Source organism: Sorangium sp. So ce385 (assembly GCF_051474135.1).
Taxonomy (GTDB): domain Bacteria; phylum Myxococcota_A; class Polyangia; order Polyangiales; family Polyangiaceae; genus Sorangium; species Sorangium cellulosum_D.
The window spans coordinates 9,702,934-9,719,438 of the sequence record NZ_CP150337.1 but is presented as its reverse complement, the minus strand read 5'-3'; the positions used below and the strand labels follow the sequence as shown (position 1 = coordinate 9,719,438).

General features: G+C 72.1%; 9 protein-coding genes. 2 read left to right on the top strand and 7 right to left on the bottom strand.

Features of this window, described 5'->3' with window-relative positions; translation table 11 throughout:
- Positions 1 to 178: 178 nt before the first annotated feature.
- From WME83_RS35390 to WME83_RS35365, 6 genes are all read right to left on the bottom strand, one after another.
- On the bottom strand, positions 179 to 1,828 hold the full coding sequence (locus WME83_RS35390) for a trypsin-like peptidase domain-containing protein (protein ID WP_437314116.1): 1,650 nt from the start codon (positions 1,826 to 1,828) through the stop codon (positions 179 to 181).
- 322 nt (positions 1,829 to 2,150) lie between these two features.
- Entirely contained in the window at positions 2,151 to 3,044 is an 894-nt protein-coding gene (locus WME83_RS35385) for a DUF7107 domain-containing protein (protein ID WP_437314115.1), read from the bottom strand.
- A 65-nt stretch (positions 3,045 to 3,109) separates the two neighbouring features.
- On the bottom strand, positions 3,110 to 3,910 hold the full coding sequence (locus WME83_RS35380) for a hypothetical protein (RefSeq protein ID WP_437314114.1): 801 nt from the start codon (positions 3,908 to 3,910) through the stop codon (positions 3,110 to 3,112).
- A gap of 49 nt (positions 3,911 to 3,959) precedes the next feature.
- Positions 3,960 to 4,577 (bottom strand): RNA polymerase sigma factor, encoded by a 618-nt coding sequence (locus WME83_RS35375; protein ID WP_437314113.1) that lies wholly within the window; start codon positions 4,575 to 4,577, stop codon positions 3,960 to 3,962.
- Positions 4,578 to 4,629: 52 nt separating this feature from the next.
- The gene (locus WME83_RS35370; protein WP_437314112.1) at positions 4,630 to 5,727 is read right to left on the bottom strand and encodes a hypothetical protein; all 1,098 of its coding nucleotides are present in this window, start codon (positions 5,725 to 5,727) and stop codon (positions 4,630 to 4,632) included.
- 39 nt (positions 5,728 to 5,766) lie between these two features.
- A complete protein-coding gene (locus WME83_RS35365) occupies positions 5,767 to 7,485 on the bottom strand; it encodes a pectate lyase (protein ID WP_437314111.1) in 1,719 nt (572 codons plus the stop codon).
- 442 nt (positions 7,486 to 7,927) lie between these two features.
- On the opposite strand from WME83_RS35365, the gene WME83_RS35360 reads away from it, so the two are divergent.
- Positions 7,928 to 10,342, top strand: a complete 2,415-nt coding sequence (locus WME83_RS35360; RefSeq protein WP_437314110.1) for a hypothetical protein — start codon at positions 7,928 to 7,930, stop codon at positions 10,340 to 10,342.
- 596 nt (positions 10,343 to 10,938) lie between these two features.
- The gene (locus tag WME83_RS35355) at positions 10,939 to 12,717 is read left to right on the top strand and encodes a right-handed parallel beta-helix repeat-containing protein (RefSeq protein WP_437314109.1); all 1,779 of its coding nucleotides are present in this window, start codon (positions 10,939 to 10,941) and stop codon (positions 12,715 to 12,717) included.
- 102 nt (positions 12,718 to 12,819) lie between these two features.
- Here WME83_RS35355 and WME83_RS35350 read toward each other — a convergent pair whose 3' ends face one another.
- Positions 12,820 to 16,464: an FG-GAP-like repeat-containing protein gene (locus tag WME83_RS35350; protein ID WP_437314108.1), complete on the bottom strand. Its 3,645-nt coding sequence runs from the start codon at positions 16,462 to 16,464 to the stop codon at positions 12,820 to 12,822.
- Positions 16,465 to 16,505 lie beyond the last annotated feature (41 nt).

Below are 16,505 nucleotides of genomic sequence, written 5' to 3'. Positions count from 1 at the left end.
CTGGCCCGTTTGATAGGAGCTCCGCGCTCGTGGACAGCTCGCTCACCCGACCCTTCTCACTTCCCCACGGACCTCGACATCACCCAGAAAGCGTCAGGCTCCTTCGCCCCGGCGCCCCGCAGCAGCCGGTCACGCAGGCGACACGCCATGGGAGCGGACCGGCGCGCGTGCGTCGTGCTCAGATCCCGGCCGGGCTCGAGGTCAGCGCGCCGCCGAGCGAGATCCAGCTCGACCAGCCGCCGTCGTAGTACTTGTGCCAGATGGCGTTGTCGGCGCCGCGCGCGAACACGACCAGGCGCCCCTCGGGCGTGACCGCGGAGCCGGGCTGATCCACCATGGCGCCGCCGAGCGAGATCCAACCGGACCAGCCGCCGTCATAGTACTTGTGCCAGATGGCGTTGTCGGTGCCGCGCGCGAACACCGTGAGCCGCCCCTCGGCCGTGACCACCGCCGACGGGCCCGAGGCGATGGTGCCGCCGAGCGAGATCCAGCTGGACCAGCCGCCGTCGTAGTAGCGGTGGACGAGCTCGCCGCTCGAGCTCCTCGCGAAGACGACCAGGCGCCCTTCGGCCGTGACGACCGCCGCCGGATCGTGCGTCGTCGCGCCGCCGAGCGAGATCCAGCTGGACCAGCCGCCGTCATAGTACTTGTGCCAGATGGCGTTGTCGGTGCCGCGCGCGAACACCGTCAGCCGCCCTTCGCGCGTCACGGTCGCGGCGGGGGCCGACGCGAGCGGGCCGCCGAGCGAGGTCCAGCCCGACCAGCCGCCCTCGTAGTACTTGTGCCAGATGGCGTTGTCCGCGCCCTTCGCGAACACCGTCAGCCGGCCCTCCCGCGTGAGCGTGGCGGAGGGCGCTGAGGTGAGGCTCCCGCCGAGCGAGGTCCAGCCGGACCAGCCGCCGTCGTAGAACTTGTGCCAGATGGCGTTGTCCGAGCCCTTCGCGAACACGACGAGCCGCTGCGTCACGTCGCGCAGGATCGGGGACTCCTCGAGGATCGACGTGATCCTGACGCCGGAGTTCGCGCCGCCGATCGAGGTGCACCCGCCGTTCGTGTGGACGCCGACGATCTTGCCGGACGCGGCGTGGAGCACGCCCGAGCCGGAGTTGCCGCCGAGCGTGTCGAGCGAGCCATACTGGATATAGTCGCCGCTGAAGCTGGTGGCGGGGCCGGCGTCGACCTGCTTGGGCTCGCCGCTCGGATGGCCGATGACGGCGAGCATGTCGTTGACGGCGGCGTCCTTCGTGGAGACCACCGTGAAGCCGTAGCTCGCCGCGGCGCTCCGCGCGAGCTGCACGATGGCGTAATCGAGGCCGCCTTGCCGGTGCTCGCGCAAGGACACGATGTCGAACGACTCCGCGGTCCTGAGGTTGCCGCTCGGGTCCTCCTGGTAATCGAAGTTGACGCGCATCTCGACGGCCCCCTGGCTCGCCGAGATCGGCGTGCTCGAGGCGGTCCGGGGCCAGGTCCAGCCGTTGCCGTCGGGATCGAAGCAATGGCCGGCGGTCAAGAAGAGGTTGTGCGCGATCAGCGTGCCGGAGCAGGTGCGGGTGCCGCTCACGTTGCCCGGGTTCGCGTAGCGGGACGCGAGATCGCTCTTCCACTGGATCTGCCCGACCGGGGACTCGTGCGCTCCGACGAACCCCGTCGTCACGCCGAGGGTGCCGTCGTACTGCTCGACGTGCTGGAAATCAGCCGTTGTGCCGCAGATGGTGGGCTGTGCGACCTCACCCACGAGCTGCTCGTTGAGATCGGGCGCCGCCACGCAGCCCATCATCATCGCCGATGCCGCCGTCAACGCGCTCGAGACCATCGCGGAAGTTCGCATGTCGATTCACCCTCGGTTCGTGTTCCGCAGGTCGACGGGGAGCCCTCCCGGCCATCGCCGGATCCGGCGGCGCCAGGGAGGCGTGCCTGCTTGTCCGGAGCCATGGCAACCTCGATGCCACCGGCGCGCGCGGCCGATCGGGGCGATTCCGCCGCGAAAACGACCGTCGCGCCGGCGCGGAGGCGCCCGGCTAGAGGCTGCAGTCTTCAGGGGTGGCGGCTCGCGCCATCACCTGGAGAGCGCCGTGGGCGGTCGCGAGGAAGAGGCGAGCGGGCCCGTGACGATCCGCCGTCCGGGGACGGAGGAGGTTCACGGCGCGGTATCACAACGTGGACTTGCACTCCTCGGAGATACACACGTGGTTCGCGGGGCAATCCGCGTCCGACGCGCAGAGCTGGCCCCACGGCCCCTCGCACGTGTCACCGGTGCAGATCTGACCACGGAGGGGGCAGTCGGCGTCGATCGTGCAGGGCGCAGGGCCATCGGCGATGCAGGTGCCGTTTCTGGCGCAGAGGAGAGTCCCAGGGCAATCGGCGTCCGCGACGCATTCGGGGTCGACCAGAGGCACGCAGCGCTCCGTGCCCTTCGCCGGCAGCGTGGACTTGCAGACTTCACCCATGCACACGTGGTCTTCGCCGCACTCCGCGTCCGACGTGCAGTGAGCCTGCGCCGGGCCCTCGCACACGCCATCGGAGCAGAGCTGGCCATAGACGGGGCAGTCGGCGTCGGTCGCGCAGAGCCCCGCGCCGAAGCCGCACGAGTCGCCCCTCATGCAGAACTGGTCACCCGGGCAATCCGCGTCCGTGGTGCACTTGCAGAACTCCGAGCCATGGATGCAGGCGCCGCTCATGCAGGTTGACCCCACAGGGCAATCCGCGTCTACGGCGCACTGGCCGGACGCCGCGCCGTCGACGCAGGCGCCGTTCACGCAGGAGAGCCCTGAAGGACAGTCCGCGTCTGTCGTGCACTGGCGGGACGCCGCGCCGTCGACGCAGGCGCCGTTCACGCAGGAGCGCCCCGAAGGGCAGTCCGCGTCCGCGACGCAGCCCGTCTGGCACGTGCCCGCGCCGCACGTCTCCCCTGGGCCGCATTCGGCGTCGGTGTTGCACGCGACCTGCTGCTTGTCCTGCCCGATCGCGATGATCTCGGGAGTGCACGAGAACATCGCCGCCACGATCGTCAGGCCCGCTGCGCCGATGAGCATCTGGATTTTCATGATCGCTCCTCTCACCGGCTCATGGTCGCGCGCGGAGGAATCCGTGCGAGAAACGTCCTCTCGAATCATTTCTCTTCGCACGCAGCGCGCACGCGGCCCAAATATGGCGAACCGGGGCTCTTCCGCAGGAACTCGACCATCGCCGCGCGACCTTCCGCCCTCTTGCCGAGATCGCACAGCGCCACGACGCGGGCAGCGGCCCGCTCCTCCCGCAGCTCTTGCCCGCCCGCATCCGCGGCATCGAGCAGCGAGAGCGCGCGCCCCGGGTCACCGCGCCGGAGCGCGTCGTGGACCTCGCGCAGCCGCCGCGTCTCGGCGACGAGCGGGTCCTCCGCCGCCACGTCGGGCGGCGCTCCCGGTCCGCCGGAAGCGGCGGGCCGAGGCGCCCGGCTTGGCGTCGTGGGCAGCGTCCTCGCCGCCTGGGGCGGGTCGAGCTCCTTGCCGTCCGCGGGCTCGATCGGCAGGGCCGGCGCGCGCGGGCTCTCCGCCGGCGCGCGCGGGCTCTCCGCCGGCGCGCGGGCGTCGCTCGCCGCCGGCCGCGCCGCGGCCGCCGCGCGCGCTCTCGCGATGACCGCCGCGCTGGCCGTGCTCGCGCGCGGAACGGCCTTCGGCTCGCCCTGCGCCGCATGCAGCGCGGTCACGACCGCCGCGGGCGCGAGCAGCGCCACGACCCCCCACGGCAGCGCCGCCTTGGCCGAGACCATCGCAAAGCCAGCCTTCGCGGCACCGCCCGCCGTGACGGCCGCTCCGACGGCCAGGCTCTTCCGCAGCTTCGCGCGCACGCGCGCGCGGTCCGCCGCCGTGCTCCGATCGCCGTTGCGGGCGGCCTCGATGATCGATCGCGACAGGGGCCCGAGCTGACTCATGCCTCCCTGCCATTCTGCGTGCTCCGCGCCGCGCGCCGGGGCCCTCCGTTCATCGCGACCTCCACCCGTCGCGCGCCCGCAGGCGCGCCACGCCCTGCTCGAACTCCTTGCGAGCCGCCCGGAGGCGCGCGTAAACGGTGTTCAGGTTGGCCCCGGTCGCCTCCGCGATCTCCGGCGCCGTCATCTGCTCGAGCTCCGCGAGCACGAAGACGGCGCGCTTGTTGTCGTCCAGCCCCTCGAGCAGCGCGTGCAAGAGCCGCGTCGCCTGCGCCTGCGCCAGCGCTTCGTCACCGCCGGCCGCGCCGCTCTCCACCTCGTCCGGATCGAGCGGCGGGACCGGCGATCTCGCGAGCGGGCTCTTGCGCACGTAGGCCCTCCGGTGCTCCCGCGCGACGCGCGCGACGATGCCCGAGAGCCACGCGCGGACCGTGGAACGGGGCTCGAACGCCGGGAGCTTCCGGTGGACGACGAGAAACACCTCCTGCACCGCGTCGTCGGCGTGGCAGTCCGGGACGCCGAGCCGGCGTACGTTGCGCCAGACGAAATCGAAATAGCGCTCGTAGATCGCGTCGAACTCGAGCGCGACCGCGCAGTCTGCCGCTTCTGCCGGGGGCGCAACCTCCGCTCCGGCAGACTCGGCGCTCAGGGTGACGGCACGGGCGGCCACCCTCGCCCATGGCCAGCGCGCGCCGATTCCGTGAAGAAAACGACCGCGCCCGTCACAACGCGAGCTCGAGCCCCAGGGCGGCCCGCGCCGCGACGCTCGGCTCGTGGACCTCGCCGACGCCTTCGAGCACGAAGCGCGGTCGCTCGAGCGGCACCACCGCCTCGAGACGGAGCCTCAAGCGCATCCACGGCGCCACGACCCAGGAGGCCGCCGCGCCGCTGCGTAACGCGACCCACACGCCGCTCCCTTCGCCTGGGTCGCTCACGCCGAACCCCTCGGCGTGCATGCGCCCGAGCTCGACGCCGGCGCAGGGCACGCCGACCTCGAAATCCGGGCGAACGGCGCGCTCGAGAGGCGGCAAGAGGGCGCACGCCGCGAGCGAGCCGGCGACGAGATCGATGGTCCCGCCGGTGCCGGGCTTGGCCGCGGACTCCGCCCTCCTGCCCGGCCAGAACGAGGCCCCGGCCTCGAGCCGCGCGGGGCCGACGACGACGCCCGCCCAGGGCTCGATGGCGCCGCTCAGCCGCTGCATCGTGCCCAGATCGCTCATGCCGCCGAGCCCGATGCGAAACCGGGGAGCCCTGTCGACCGAGCCCTCCGTCGGCCGCGCGCGCGCCCGCGTCGGCGGCGCGGACCTGGGCGGGGCCGTGGGCGGGCCCCTCGGCGGCGCGGGCTCGGCGCCTCGAGCCGCGGCGGCCGGCGGCTCCGGGGCGGGATTGGCCGGACGCGCCCCGGCGATCGAACGATCGTCCGTCGCTGCCGTGCCCGACCGCGCCGCGGCGTCCGGATCGATCGCCATCGCCACGATGAGGGCCCCCGCGTCGGCGAGCGCGGGGCACGTCGCGCCGCGCACGGTCCGCGCGCTGCTCCATCCGTCGCGAGAGAGCTCGATGTGCAGCTCGAAACCGCTGCCCGCGGGCGCGATCGCGCCCACCGCCCGCAGCGCGCCGCTCGAAGAGGGGCTCTGGTCTCCGAGGAGCCGGGTGATCTCGGCCTCGACCGCCGCGCCCTCGGGGCAGCCGGCGGGGGCCGTCCACCGCAAGGCGAAGGGGCGATCGTCGGCGCGCGCGGCGCTCGAAGCGAGGGGCGCAACGCACGGCGCCACGATGGCAAACAGCAGCGCTCGCGCCCTCCTGCGTGACGTACGCATGCGCGCCGCATCCTACCACGCAGCGCAGGCGGCGGGCCGCTAGCGAATGCAGGCTTCGTGGGGCAGTCCGAGGATGGCGTCGCGCCCCTCGGAGAGAGGCGAGTTGAACGGCGCGGCGCCGTCTTTGCCCGCGGTGGCATTGACGTAATCCACCAAGTCTTGGCCGGCGCGGAGCTTGTGCACGCCGATCAGCGCGCGCGATTCCTCCGAGTAATCCTGGGAGAGATCCCGCGCCGCGCCGCCGCCGCCCGAGACCGCGGCTTCGTAGGTCGCGTCGATGACGCACTCGTCATCGGAGAACCAGGCGAACGAGCCGGTGGCGGTGAAATTGCCGTCGTCCACGACGTTGCTCGAGAGCCGCTTCGTCGTCCATTCGTCGAAGGCGGCGCGTCGGTCGCTCTTCTCGCTCTGGACGGGGGTTCCGCCCAGAAAGGCGTTGTCTTCGAACAGCAGGGTGCCGCCTACCCGCACGCTGGCGAAGTCCTTGTAGTAGTTCATGAACACGTTGTTGAACATGTGCGACGAGCCGCGGCGCAGCAGGGGCACCCTCCGGGCCGTGCCGCGGCCTTCGTCATAGAACGGCTCGCTGGTGATGAACGCGTTGTGGTGCATGGTGGTGGTGATCTGGGCGTCGATGGTGTGGTCGTCGCTGGATCCGTGCAGGGTGGCCCGCTTCACGTCGAGGACGCGGTTGAACGACATGGTGATGTCGTGGGCGCCGACCTTCACGTCGAAGGCGGAGTCCCCGGTGAAGCTGAAGCTGTTCTTGTGAATCCAGATGTCGTGGGACGCGCCGGTGGAGCGGATCATGTCCGGATCCAGGCCGTGGTCTTCCACGTGGCCGGCGCCCTTGAAGCTCAGGTGGGTGAGGATCACGCTCTCGGCGGTCTGGGTCGGCGTGCCGGTGCTGTCGCGGCCGATGGCGAAGCCGCTGAAGCGAAAGACCGCGCGGCTCATGCGACCATCGATGGTGGTGTTGGAGCCGATCACCACGTTGCGGATGGGCAGGCTCGCGTCGTTCAGGGCGACGTTGAAGAACTGATGTTCGCAGTCGGCCGCCGGCACGCCCTTGGCGCTGCACCACTCCTGGTAATTGACGCACTGCCGCTCGGTGGCGCCCAGCTTGGCCAGGACCGCCGGCTCGCCGCATTTCAGACGGTACATGGCGATGTCGTGATCGCTCTTGAAGTCGTCCTTGTCGAACACCACCCAGTTGTGCTCGTCGCCGGTGACGGCGTCGTAGATCTGCTGCTCCACCGAGACATCGGAGCGTGTGGTGATCACCGTCAGGCGGCTATTGCCATTGGGGTCGAAGCCACCCCGGGCTTTTTCCCCGTAACCCACCGGCCGCCCCAGGGTCTCCGCCAGGCACCGAACGATCTCCTGATCGCTCTTCAAGGACGACTCGCGCCAGTTGATGTCCGGGTTGGTCACCAGGTCGACGCAGTCCGCGGAGGTTCCGGGATCGTCGGGACCGCCGGAGGATGAGCTCTCGCCGCCCGACGAAGCGCTGGAGCTGCTGGACGAGGGCCCGGCGCCGCCAGCCGACGCGCTGGAGCTGCTGGACGAGGGACCGGCGCCGCCGGCCGACGCGCTGGAGCCGCTGGCCGAGGCGCTGGAGCCGCCAGCCGAGGAGCTGGAGCCGCTGGACGAGGCGCCGCTCGTGTCGTCACCGCAGGCGGGAAGGGCGGCCATCAGCGCCGCAAGAGAAAGCGCGCGCAGAGACATGGTGCGCGTGAACAGGACCCGGTGTTGCATAGGACCTCGCGCATCAGCAATGATCGGGCCACGGAGCATAGCCCGCGCGATGACCTGAACGCGCGCCTCTGCTGTAATGTTTTACCATGACGCGCCTTTCGCCATTCTCCGCCGAAAGATCCAGTCGCCGCCGTCAAATGGCGTTGTACACGGTGTCAACCGGAAGTTGACACACGGACCCGTCGGTGCGTGGGCGCATCAACGTGAAGAGAGCCGCTGCGAGCGTGTAGAAGTACCGTCAACACGGCTGCACACATTCGTCACCGGCGCCGCTGCGCACGATTGCGACGGTCGATTGGATTCCCTCTGTCGAGATCCTGTGATGTGCTCGTCGAATTGCGTCCTGCGCTCATCGTCGCATCGCGAGCGCAAGGAGCCTATGCGCCAGGTTCCTGTCCCGGGGGCTGGTGAAGCTCGGGACGTCCGCACGGAAGGAGAGAGCATGAGCATCGAGGTTGGCGCCGTCGCGTGCATCAGGAGGGTGACGAGCTTGCTGGCCGTCGGCGCAGGGCTGCTCGCGGGAGGCTGCGCCGAGGTATCGACCGGCGAGCCGGCGGCCCTGGGGAGCGCCCGCCTCGCGTCGTCCGCGCTCGGCGCCGATAGGACGGAGGAGCGCCGCCACCACGGGCACGGGAGCGGCGGCGCGCGCGGCCGGTGGCGATCGCGCGGCGTGGGCGGCGGAGGAGCCCTCTTCTCGCCGTCGATCAACCCCCACGACGGCCGCGAGATCTTCATGGCCAGCGACATGCGGGGCGTGTACCGCACGAGGGATTTCGGCAGGAAATGGACGAACCTCGACTTCCGCGACATCCAGGGCGGCGTCCTCTCGCAGTTCCGGTTCACCGCCGACCCGGATGTCCTCTACGCCGTGACCTACAGGGGCCCCGAGAACGTCATCTTCGACGCGGCCACGCTGGCCAAGAGCACCGACGGGGGAGCGACGTGGGACGCGCCCGTCACCACCCCGGGGACGCCCGGAGACGCCCACTACCTGTTCGTGGACCCCTGCGACACCGATCGGCTGCTCGTCTCGGACACGCGCCAGCTCTACGCCTCGCTCGACGGCGGCCGCAGCTTCCACCTGGTCCACACGACGGACTGGCCGGGGGGCCTCAAGGTCGGCGGCGTGCACTGGGACGGCGACGACATCTACGCCGGCACGAGCGACGGGCTGCTCGTCTCGCGCAACGGCGGCGCGAGCTTCCGGCTCGACACCTCGATCGGCGGCCTCCCCCAGGGCGAGAAGATCGTCTCGTTCGCGGGGGCCGGGCACGGCAGGCGGGCCCGCTTCTTCGCGGTCACCTTCTCCGCCGCCGACGGCGGCGGCAACCCCCTCGTCACCGCGAACACGACCGGCGGGGAGCTCGACGCCTACGCCGGCCTCTATCGGCTCAAGCTCGGCGAGAAGCGCTGGGTCTCCGCGACGAACGGGCTCGGACCGAGCGACAAGCTCGCGTTCGTCGCCACGTCCGCGGACGACCCCGGCGTCGCGTACGTCGCCGGCGGCGATCGCCAGACGCTCGCGCCCATCGTGCTGAAGACCATCGACGGCGGGGCCAGCTGGCGGCACGTGTTCCGGAGCGATCACAACGCCAACATCGCCACCGGCTGGAGCGGGTTCGGAGGCGACATGGGCTGGGACTTCGGCGAGTACGCGCTCGGCCTCTCGGTGTCGCCCGAGGATTCCCGCCGGGTGGCCATCACCGATCTCGGGTTCGTCCACGTCAGCGACGACGGCGGGAAGAGCTTCCAGCAGGCGTACGTGGACCCGGCGGACGACAACCGGAGGGGCGCGGATACCCCGAAGTCCCGCTTCTACCGCACGAGCGGCGTCGAGCAGACGTCGGGCTGGTGGCTGACCTTCCCCGACAAACACACCATCTTCGCGTCGCTCACGGACATCCGGAGCGCCTACAGCGAGGATGGCGGCAGCTCGTGGGCTCGCGACGGCGCGAACGGCCTGACCCTGAACACCACCTACCACGCCGTCCAGCACCCGATCACCGGAGCGCTCTACGCGGCCACCGGCAGCGTTCACGACATCTACCAGAGCCCCTGGATGCGCGACGCCCGCATCGACGGTACGGAGGCCCGCCCGGCCAGAGGGGGAATCATGATCTCCGAGGACAAGGGCGCCACGTGGTCGCTCGTCGCCGATCTGGGCCGCCCCGTCATCTGGCTGGCGCTCGATCCGAACGATCCGGACCAGCTCTATGCGAGCACGGTCAACAGCGTGTCGGGCGGCATCGTCCACCTCGATCTCAGCGCGCCCCGCGCGGCGCCCGAGCCGCTCCCCGCCCCGCCGCGGACGCAGGGGCACGCGTTCAACGTCCACGTGCTGAAGGACGGGAGCATCGTCGCGACCTACTCTGGCCATCAGCCCGGCAACACCCGGACGTTCACCGATCGATCGGGCGTGTTCCTCCTGCCGCCCGGCGCGTCGGCGTGGGAGGATCGCTCCTCGCCGGAGATGCACTACTGGACGAAAGACATCGTCGTCGATCCGAACGACCGCACCGAGAGCACGTGGTATGTGACGGTGTTCAGCCACGACGACCGCTTCTTCGGCGGGCTGTACCGGACGAGGGATCGCGGTTTGACCTGGCAGCGCATCAGCGACAAGGTCCGCGTCGAGTCGTGCGCGATCGACCCGCGCGACCCGGACCGCATGTACATGACGACCGAGCGGGACGGGCTCTGGATCACCGAGGACCTCAACGACGACGCGCCGACGTTCTTCCGCGACGACGGGTACTCGTTCCAGCAGCCGGTGCGGGTGTTCTGGAACCCGCACGACCTCGACGAGGTGTGGACGGTCAGCTTCGGCGGGGGCATGCGCGTCAAGCGCGAGCGCTGATCGCGCCTCCGTCGTGCAGCGCCGGGCTCGAGCGCGAGCCCGGCGCGCGAGGGAGCTCGCGGCTCCTGCGGCGCAACGCCCTGTCGCAGGCCGCGCGCCCGTCCTTCACGAAACTCGCTCGGCCGTCGTGGGCTCGTCCCCCGATCGCCCCCGGCGAGCCGCCGCGAGGCGCTCGGACGCGGCGCTTGCGCAGACGCGTCGAGCGTGACAAGCCACGTGGCATTCGCGGGCACGGGGCGGGCCCGAGGGACGCAGCCTCCGGCGCGTTCACCGCAACGGGCAGTTCGATCTCGAGAGCGACTGTCGCGGACAGCCCCGCGCCCCGCTGACAGCGAGCCAGCGCGCCCCGGCTCGCAGCATCCCCGTCGTCGACGTGCCCTCTCCGCGCTCGCTGGGACGGCCCGCCGCGCCGCGCGCGGCACGCCCGCTCAGGAAAATCGCTCATGCCAGACGCGTGGAGCGGAACGGTGGTGCGATCGCATCGCGGCTGCCCCGGTGGCCCGCTTCTTCGCACAACGATGCTCCGCTCGACGCCCACGCTCGCTCCTTGCACCTGAAAGTCCCGGATTACCCCCTCGTCCGAGAAGGAGGTATGTGTGTCATTGGACCAGCGGTTCGTGAAGATCTGGATCGGAGTCTTGCTCGCGCTCGTCTCCGCTCCAGCCGGAGCCACCCCGCCCCCGGACAGCGCCGGCTGCGGCGAGGCTGACTGGGGGGTTCGCCCTGATGCGATGGTGAGCGCTGCGTCCCAGGATTTCTGCGGCCTCGACGCGCCCTACACCGAGCCGCCCTTCGTGGCAGACGAGACGACCGGCGTCGCCTGCCCCGAGTCCGCCACGCTGTCTCCGGTCTGCACGGGGCCCTTCTGCCCCGCCAGCGGCGGTTGCCTCGGGACCAGGACGCTGCACGAGGACCTGAATGCTTGCGAGGGGGCGCGCTGCTGCCTGCCGGGCTCCGTCGACCCGGACGGCGTGGTCAACGTCCTTCCCTACCTGGCGAGGCCGGCGGAATGGCCGTTCTCCGCCGACGCGTCCGTCGACCACAGCACGAACGTCGACGACAGCCCGGGCATCGCGACGGCCATCGAGTGCGCGGCGTCGCTGCGCGCCCGCAGGCGCGTCGTGGCCTTCCCCGCGGGGCGATACGTGCTGCGCAGCCCGCTGCGGCCCCACTACGACGCGCTGACCCTGGAGGGGCCGGAGCTGTCTCCCCGCGCCGGCCCGGGCGATCCCGGGACCGCGACCCTCGTGGCGATTCCCTGCAATCCGGAGCAGTACCCCGGGGCCATCCAGGTCAGCGAGGTCGTCAAGCGGGACGGGACCGCCGTCAGCGCGGTCCGGGGGCTCTGGATCCGCCATCTGCAGATCGCGCTCACGGATGGGCCACGCAGGACGGCCAACAGCGGCATCCACCTCAACACGTGCGCGGACTGCAAGGTGGAGAACGTCATCGTGCGCTACGCGCCCCTCGTGCCCCAGCTCCCTGCCTGCAAGCCGTCCAATCTGGAGGGCATCGGCTTCTCCTGGGGCTCCGGGGGCGTCATCCGGAACGTGATCGTGGACGGCACCGCGAAGGGCGGCATCTACCTGTCCTCCATCGCCGGGCACCACGACACGCCGCCCATCCTCGTGGAGAACTGCGAGATCAAGAACATCAACGGCCCGATCGGCGCCAGCGCGATCAAGATCATCACCGCCAACGTGACCGTGCGAAACTGCAACGTTCACCACAACCTGATCCATCCCGGCAACGGCTCCGCGACGGGCAGCGGCGGACATGGCCTGTGGATCTCCGCCCAGGTCCCCCCTGGGCCCGGGATCCCCGGCGCGGTGCCGGCGAACATCGTGGTCCAAGACAGCTACTTTCATCACAACGGCGGCGCCGGCGTCATGCTGGCGAGCGCCGTCGAGGAGGACCGTCCGACGGGGATCCTGATCGAGCGGGTCGCATCCGCATACAACGCGAGCCACGGCGTGCACGTCCAGGCAGGCGCCGGGGTGGCGCTCCGGGACGTCGCGTCCTGGGGAAACGGGCTCTACGGCGTGCTCCTGAGCTCGCGAACCACGCTGCCCGTGACCGCGGTTCGGGTGGGAGACGTGACCCTGAAGCGATTGCTCGTCTTCGACAATGCCCTGCGCCTCACGTCGGGCTCCCATCCCGGCATCAAGATAGAGGCCAGCGACGTCACGGTCCGCGGCGCTACGGTGGGGCGCTGCGACCCCTCGCGCGGGAGGCAATCACAATCCATCCAGCAGCAATGCTGGCTGTCGGGGCCGGCTGGCGCCCAGGCGCTCTTTCATCCGGAGGATAACGTCATCTCGGGCGTGAGCACCCAGGGCGTGAGCGCGCCGGAAGTGCTGGCCTGCCCCTATTGAGGGGCGCCGGGAGCGGCGCAGGCAGGGGCTGGCCGGCGGCGACGGCGACGCGAGGGCGCCGCGCGACGGCTCGCTCGGCTGCCGCGGCCCCGCGCGCCCCGCCTACGCCCTCCGCCGCCGCCCCCACAGCGCCATCGCCCCGAGCAGCGCCGCCCCGAGCGCCGCGCGCTCGCCGCCGTCGTCGGCCCCGCCGCGCGGAGCCCCCGCGGCCGCGCAGGCGCAGCCGCCGCCCAGCCGCAGGAGGACCTGCGCCTGCTGCGGGCCCTCGCACAGGTCCACGGTGAGCGGTCGCGCCGCGCTCCGCCCGCCCCCCTGATCGAGCGGCGTCTCGAGGTTGCCCGTGTTCCGGTTGTCGTGGTGGAAGCTCTCCCACGCGACGAGCGCGCCCGTCGTCGCCTCGGTGTGCCACGCGAAGAGCCAGCCGTCGCGGGTGCCCACCACGACCTCGAGCGTCCCGTCGCCGTCGAGGTCGCCCACCGCCGGCGTCGTCGCGATCGACTGGCCGGTGAACTTCGGGAACCCGCGCGGCTCCCGGCCGCACCCGTCGAAGGCGTGCAGGAAATAGCCGCTCGAGCCCGTCAGCACCTCGGGGTAGCCGTCGCCGTTCAGATCGACCACCGCCTGGCTGCCCCCGACCGTGTGATCCTCGAGGACGAACGGCGCGCGCGGCAGCATCGCGCCCGACCGGCCGCTCCAGACCGCGAGCAGGTGAGCGGGCCGCTCCGCGCCGCGCTCGCCCGCGAGCGCCAGCGCGGCCGCCTCCGAGCCGCCGGCGGCGATCACGTCGGGGGTGCCGTCCTGATCGACGTCGCCCAGCGCCGGATGCGAGAGCAGCGGGAGCATCGTCCGGGCGCCCGCCGCGGGCGAGAGCGGGCCGAACGTCGGATCGAGCCCGGCCGGCGAGCCGCCCCGCGGCGGCGGCAGCGCGCCCGCCGGGGTCGACAGGAGCCCGTCCTGCGCGCCCGGCGAGGCCGGGAGCACGAGCGGCGGCGCGCCGTTGCCCTGCGCGACCCCCGCCAGCGTGCCGCCGAACCGGCCGACGACGCCCGAGGCCGCGATCCCCTCCGCGACGAGCGGCGCGAGCGAGAGCGACGGCATCGTGACCGGCCAGCCCGCGAGCACCGGCCCGGAGGGCGCGTCCGCGCCGCGCGCGTCGAGCACGTAGACCGCCCCGGCGTCGCCGTCGTCGCCGAGCCGCTCGCTCGACCCGACGAGCAGGTCCGGGCGCCCGTCGCCGTTGAAATCGGCGACGGCCGGCGTCGCGAGCAGGCGGCTCCGCGCCGGCTCCCGGGCCAGCGGCCCCTCGTAGTGCACCTCCACCGGCCAGCCGTGCAGCGCGCCGCCGTCCGCGTCGAAGGCGTAGACCTTGCCGTCGAACGCCGCCTGGATCACGTCGAGCCGGCCGTCGACGTCGAGGTCGGCGAGGACCGGCGCGGCGAACGCCCCCCGCGCGATCCGCGCGTCGGCGGACATGCACGGCGCGCCCGCCGGCGCCCCGGGATCGAGGGGGCAGGAGGGGATCTCGGGCAGGCGCACCGGCCAGCCGTCGCGGAGCGAGCCGTCCACGCCGACGACGTAGACCGTGCCCGGCCAGGTCGAGATCGCGATCTCCTGCGCGCCGTCGCCGTCGAGATCCGCGATCGCGGGCGCGCCCAGGATCGGCTCGCGGCCGAGCTCGTTCCAGGCCACCTCGTCGTACGCGCGGGCGCGCCCGTAGGAGGCGGGCGAGGCCTCCGGCGTCTCGGGATCGAGCCCGTCGGCGTGGCGCGTCTGGAACGGGAACCCGGGCAGCGGCTCGGGGCCCCTCGGCGTCAGCTTCAGCGCGTGCAGCTCGCCGCCGGCCGTGGGGTAGATGATCTCGCGCCCCCCGTCGCCGTCGAGGTCCGCGAGCTTCGGGCTGCCCTCGCCGCTGTCGCCGATGGGGAAGGGAAAGCCGTCGACCAGCGTCGGATCGCTGGCGACGTAATAGGTGCGCCGCGCCTCGGTGCGCACGTCGCCGGCGGCGCCGCCGTAGCGGGCGGTCGCCCGGGCGCGCACCGTGATCGCGCGGTCGTTCTCGCCGTGGGGGCTGTCGGCGTCGCGGGCGTGGGACGTGTCGATGGTGCGCACGTCGAGCGAGGCGAGCGGGCCGCCGGCGCCGATGACGACCGACGGCGCGACGTTCACCTCCCGCTGGAGCACCCGGAACTCCGACTCGAGCGGCTGCACGCCGGGCGCCCACTCGATCGCGTAGTCGTACGCCGTCGCCCGCTTCGCCGAGATGGTGCCCTCGATCGGCACGGGCACCTGCACCTGATCCTTGTAGAGGACCTCGAACCACCGCGGCGACGTGAGGTCGATCGCGGGCGGCACGCGCCCGTCGCGCAGCGCCTCGACGGCGCGGCTCGCGTTGACGCGGCCGTGGCCGAACCGCTGATCGAACCCCGGCTGCGAGGAGCGGTACGGCGACCCGGGCTCGCGCGACTCGGGCACGTCGATGTCGTCGGCGCTCACGAGGAGCAGGCCCTGCGTCTCCGCGGGCGACAGGGCGACGCCGCGCTCCAGGGCGGCGGAGTACAGGAGGCCCGCGACGCCGGCGAGCTCGGCGGTCGCGTCGCTGGCGCAGCCGGCGCTCGACACGGCGAGCAGGTTGTTGCCGCCGAAGCTCGAGCACGGGGAGGCGTCGAGGAAGGTGGTCGACGTCTGGACGCTCTGGCCGTCGTAGCGGACGGCGCTCACGGGCAGCGCGTGGTTGCTCATCGCGGGCGCGCTGTGGTGGCGCGAGCCCTCGTCGCCCACCGACGCGACCACGAGCGTCCCCTCGCCGTGCGCGTAATCGAGCGCCGCCTGGAGGAAGGCGGTGCTGTCGACGGCGGTCACCGGGCACTGCACCACGTCGGCCCGGAGGTCGGCGGCGTAGAGGATCGCCTTCGCGAGGTCCTGCGCGTCGGCGACGCGGCTGTCGCCGACGCGCAGCGGGACGACCCTGCACAGCGGGCAGGCGCCCGCGCCGCCCAGACCGTTGTTCGTCTGCGCCGCCGCGATCTTCGCGCCCTCGGTGCCCTGGCCGTTCCGGGTGTCGTCGAACGGATCGTTGTCGTTCTTGAAAAAGTCCCAGCCGGCGATGTCGTCGACGTAGCCGTTGTCGTCGTCGTCGAAGCCGTCCGAGAAGTGGAGGATGAGATCGCCGGCGTCGAGCCGGCCGTTGCCGTTCCGGTCGCCCTGCGGCCGCCCCGCCGACGCCGTTGGCGTGAGCCCCGGCGTGTCCTTGTAGTCCGAGGCCGAGAGGACCCCGTCGCCGTTGCAGTCGAAGCCGGCGAGCTCGCCGTCGCCCGCGCACGCCGTGCCGTCCGCGTGCAGCGGCTTGTAGGGCTCGAGCTCGCCCCGGTTGAGCCACACCTTCTCGAGGAGATCCTCGTCGTCCCAGAGGATCCCGGAGCCGGTGACGGCGATGCGGACGCGCGGGTCGCCCTGGGTGAGGCGCCAGGCGAGATCGATCGCCATGCCGGCGGCGGACTCCTCCGGGCGGGGGTGCACGCTCCCGCTCGGGGCCGGGAGGAAGGAGTAGAAGCTCCACTGCCCGCTCTGCGTGGCCGAGGGGCCGTAGTCGGGATCGTCCGGCCAGTTCTCGGGATCGGCCATGTCCGCTGCGCTGGCCGAGGCGGGCGGCGGCCAGCCGCCGGCCGCGTCGGACGAAACGAGCGCGCCCGCCGCGGCGCCGCCGAGCGCCCCCAGACAAGCAAGCGAGGGAAAGCGAAACCAGCGCATGGGCCTGGACCCTACCATCGGAGAAGGCGCGCGAGGGAACC

Bases quoted from the DNA above. Each gene is read 5' to 3' on its own strand.
- WME83_RS35390 (WP_437314116.1), bottom strand. From the start codon at position 1,828: ATGCGAACTTCCGCGATGGTCTCGAGCGCGTTGACGGCGGCATCGGCG.
- WME83_RS35385 (WP_437314115.1), bottom strand. From the start codon at position 3,044: ATGAAAATCCAGATGCTCATCGGCGCAGCGGGCCTGACGATCGTGGCG.
- WME83_RS35380 (WP_437314114.1), bottom strand. From the start codon at position 3,910: ATGAGTCAGCTCGGGCCCCTGTCGCGATCGATCATCGAGGCCGCCCGC.
- WME83_RS35370 (WP_437314112.1), bottom strand. From the start codon at position 5,727: ATGCGTACGTCACGCAGGAGGGCGCGAGCGCTGCTGTTTGCCATCGTG.
- WME83_RS35365 (WP_437314111.1), bottom strand. From the start codon at position 7,485: ATGCAACACCGGGTCCTGTTCACGCGCACCATGTCTCTGCGCGCGCTT.
- WME83_RS35360 (WP_437314110.1), top strand. From the start codon at position 7,928: ATGAGCATCGAGGTTGGCGCCGTCGCGTGCATCAGGAGGGTGACGAGC.
- WME83_RS35350 (WP_437314108.1), bottom strand. From the start codon at position 16,464: ATGCGCTGGTTTCGCTTTCCCTCGCTTGCTTGTCTGGGGGCGCTCGGC.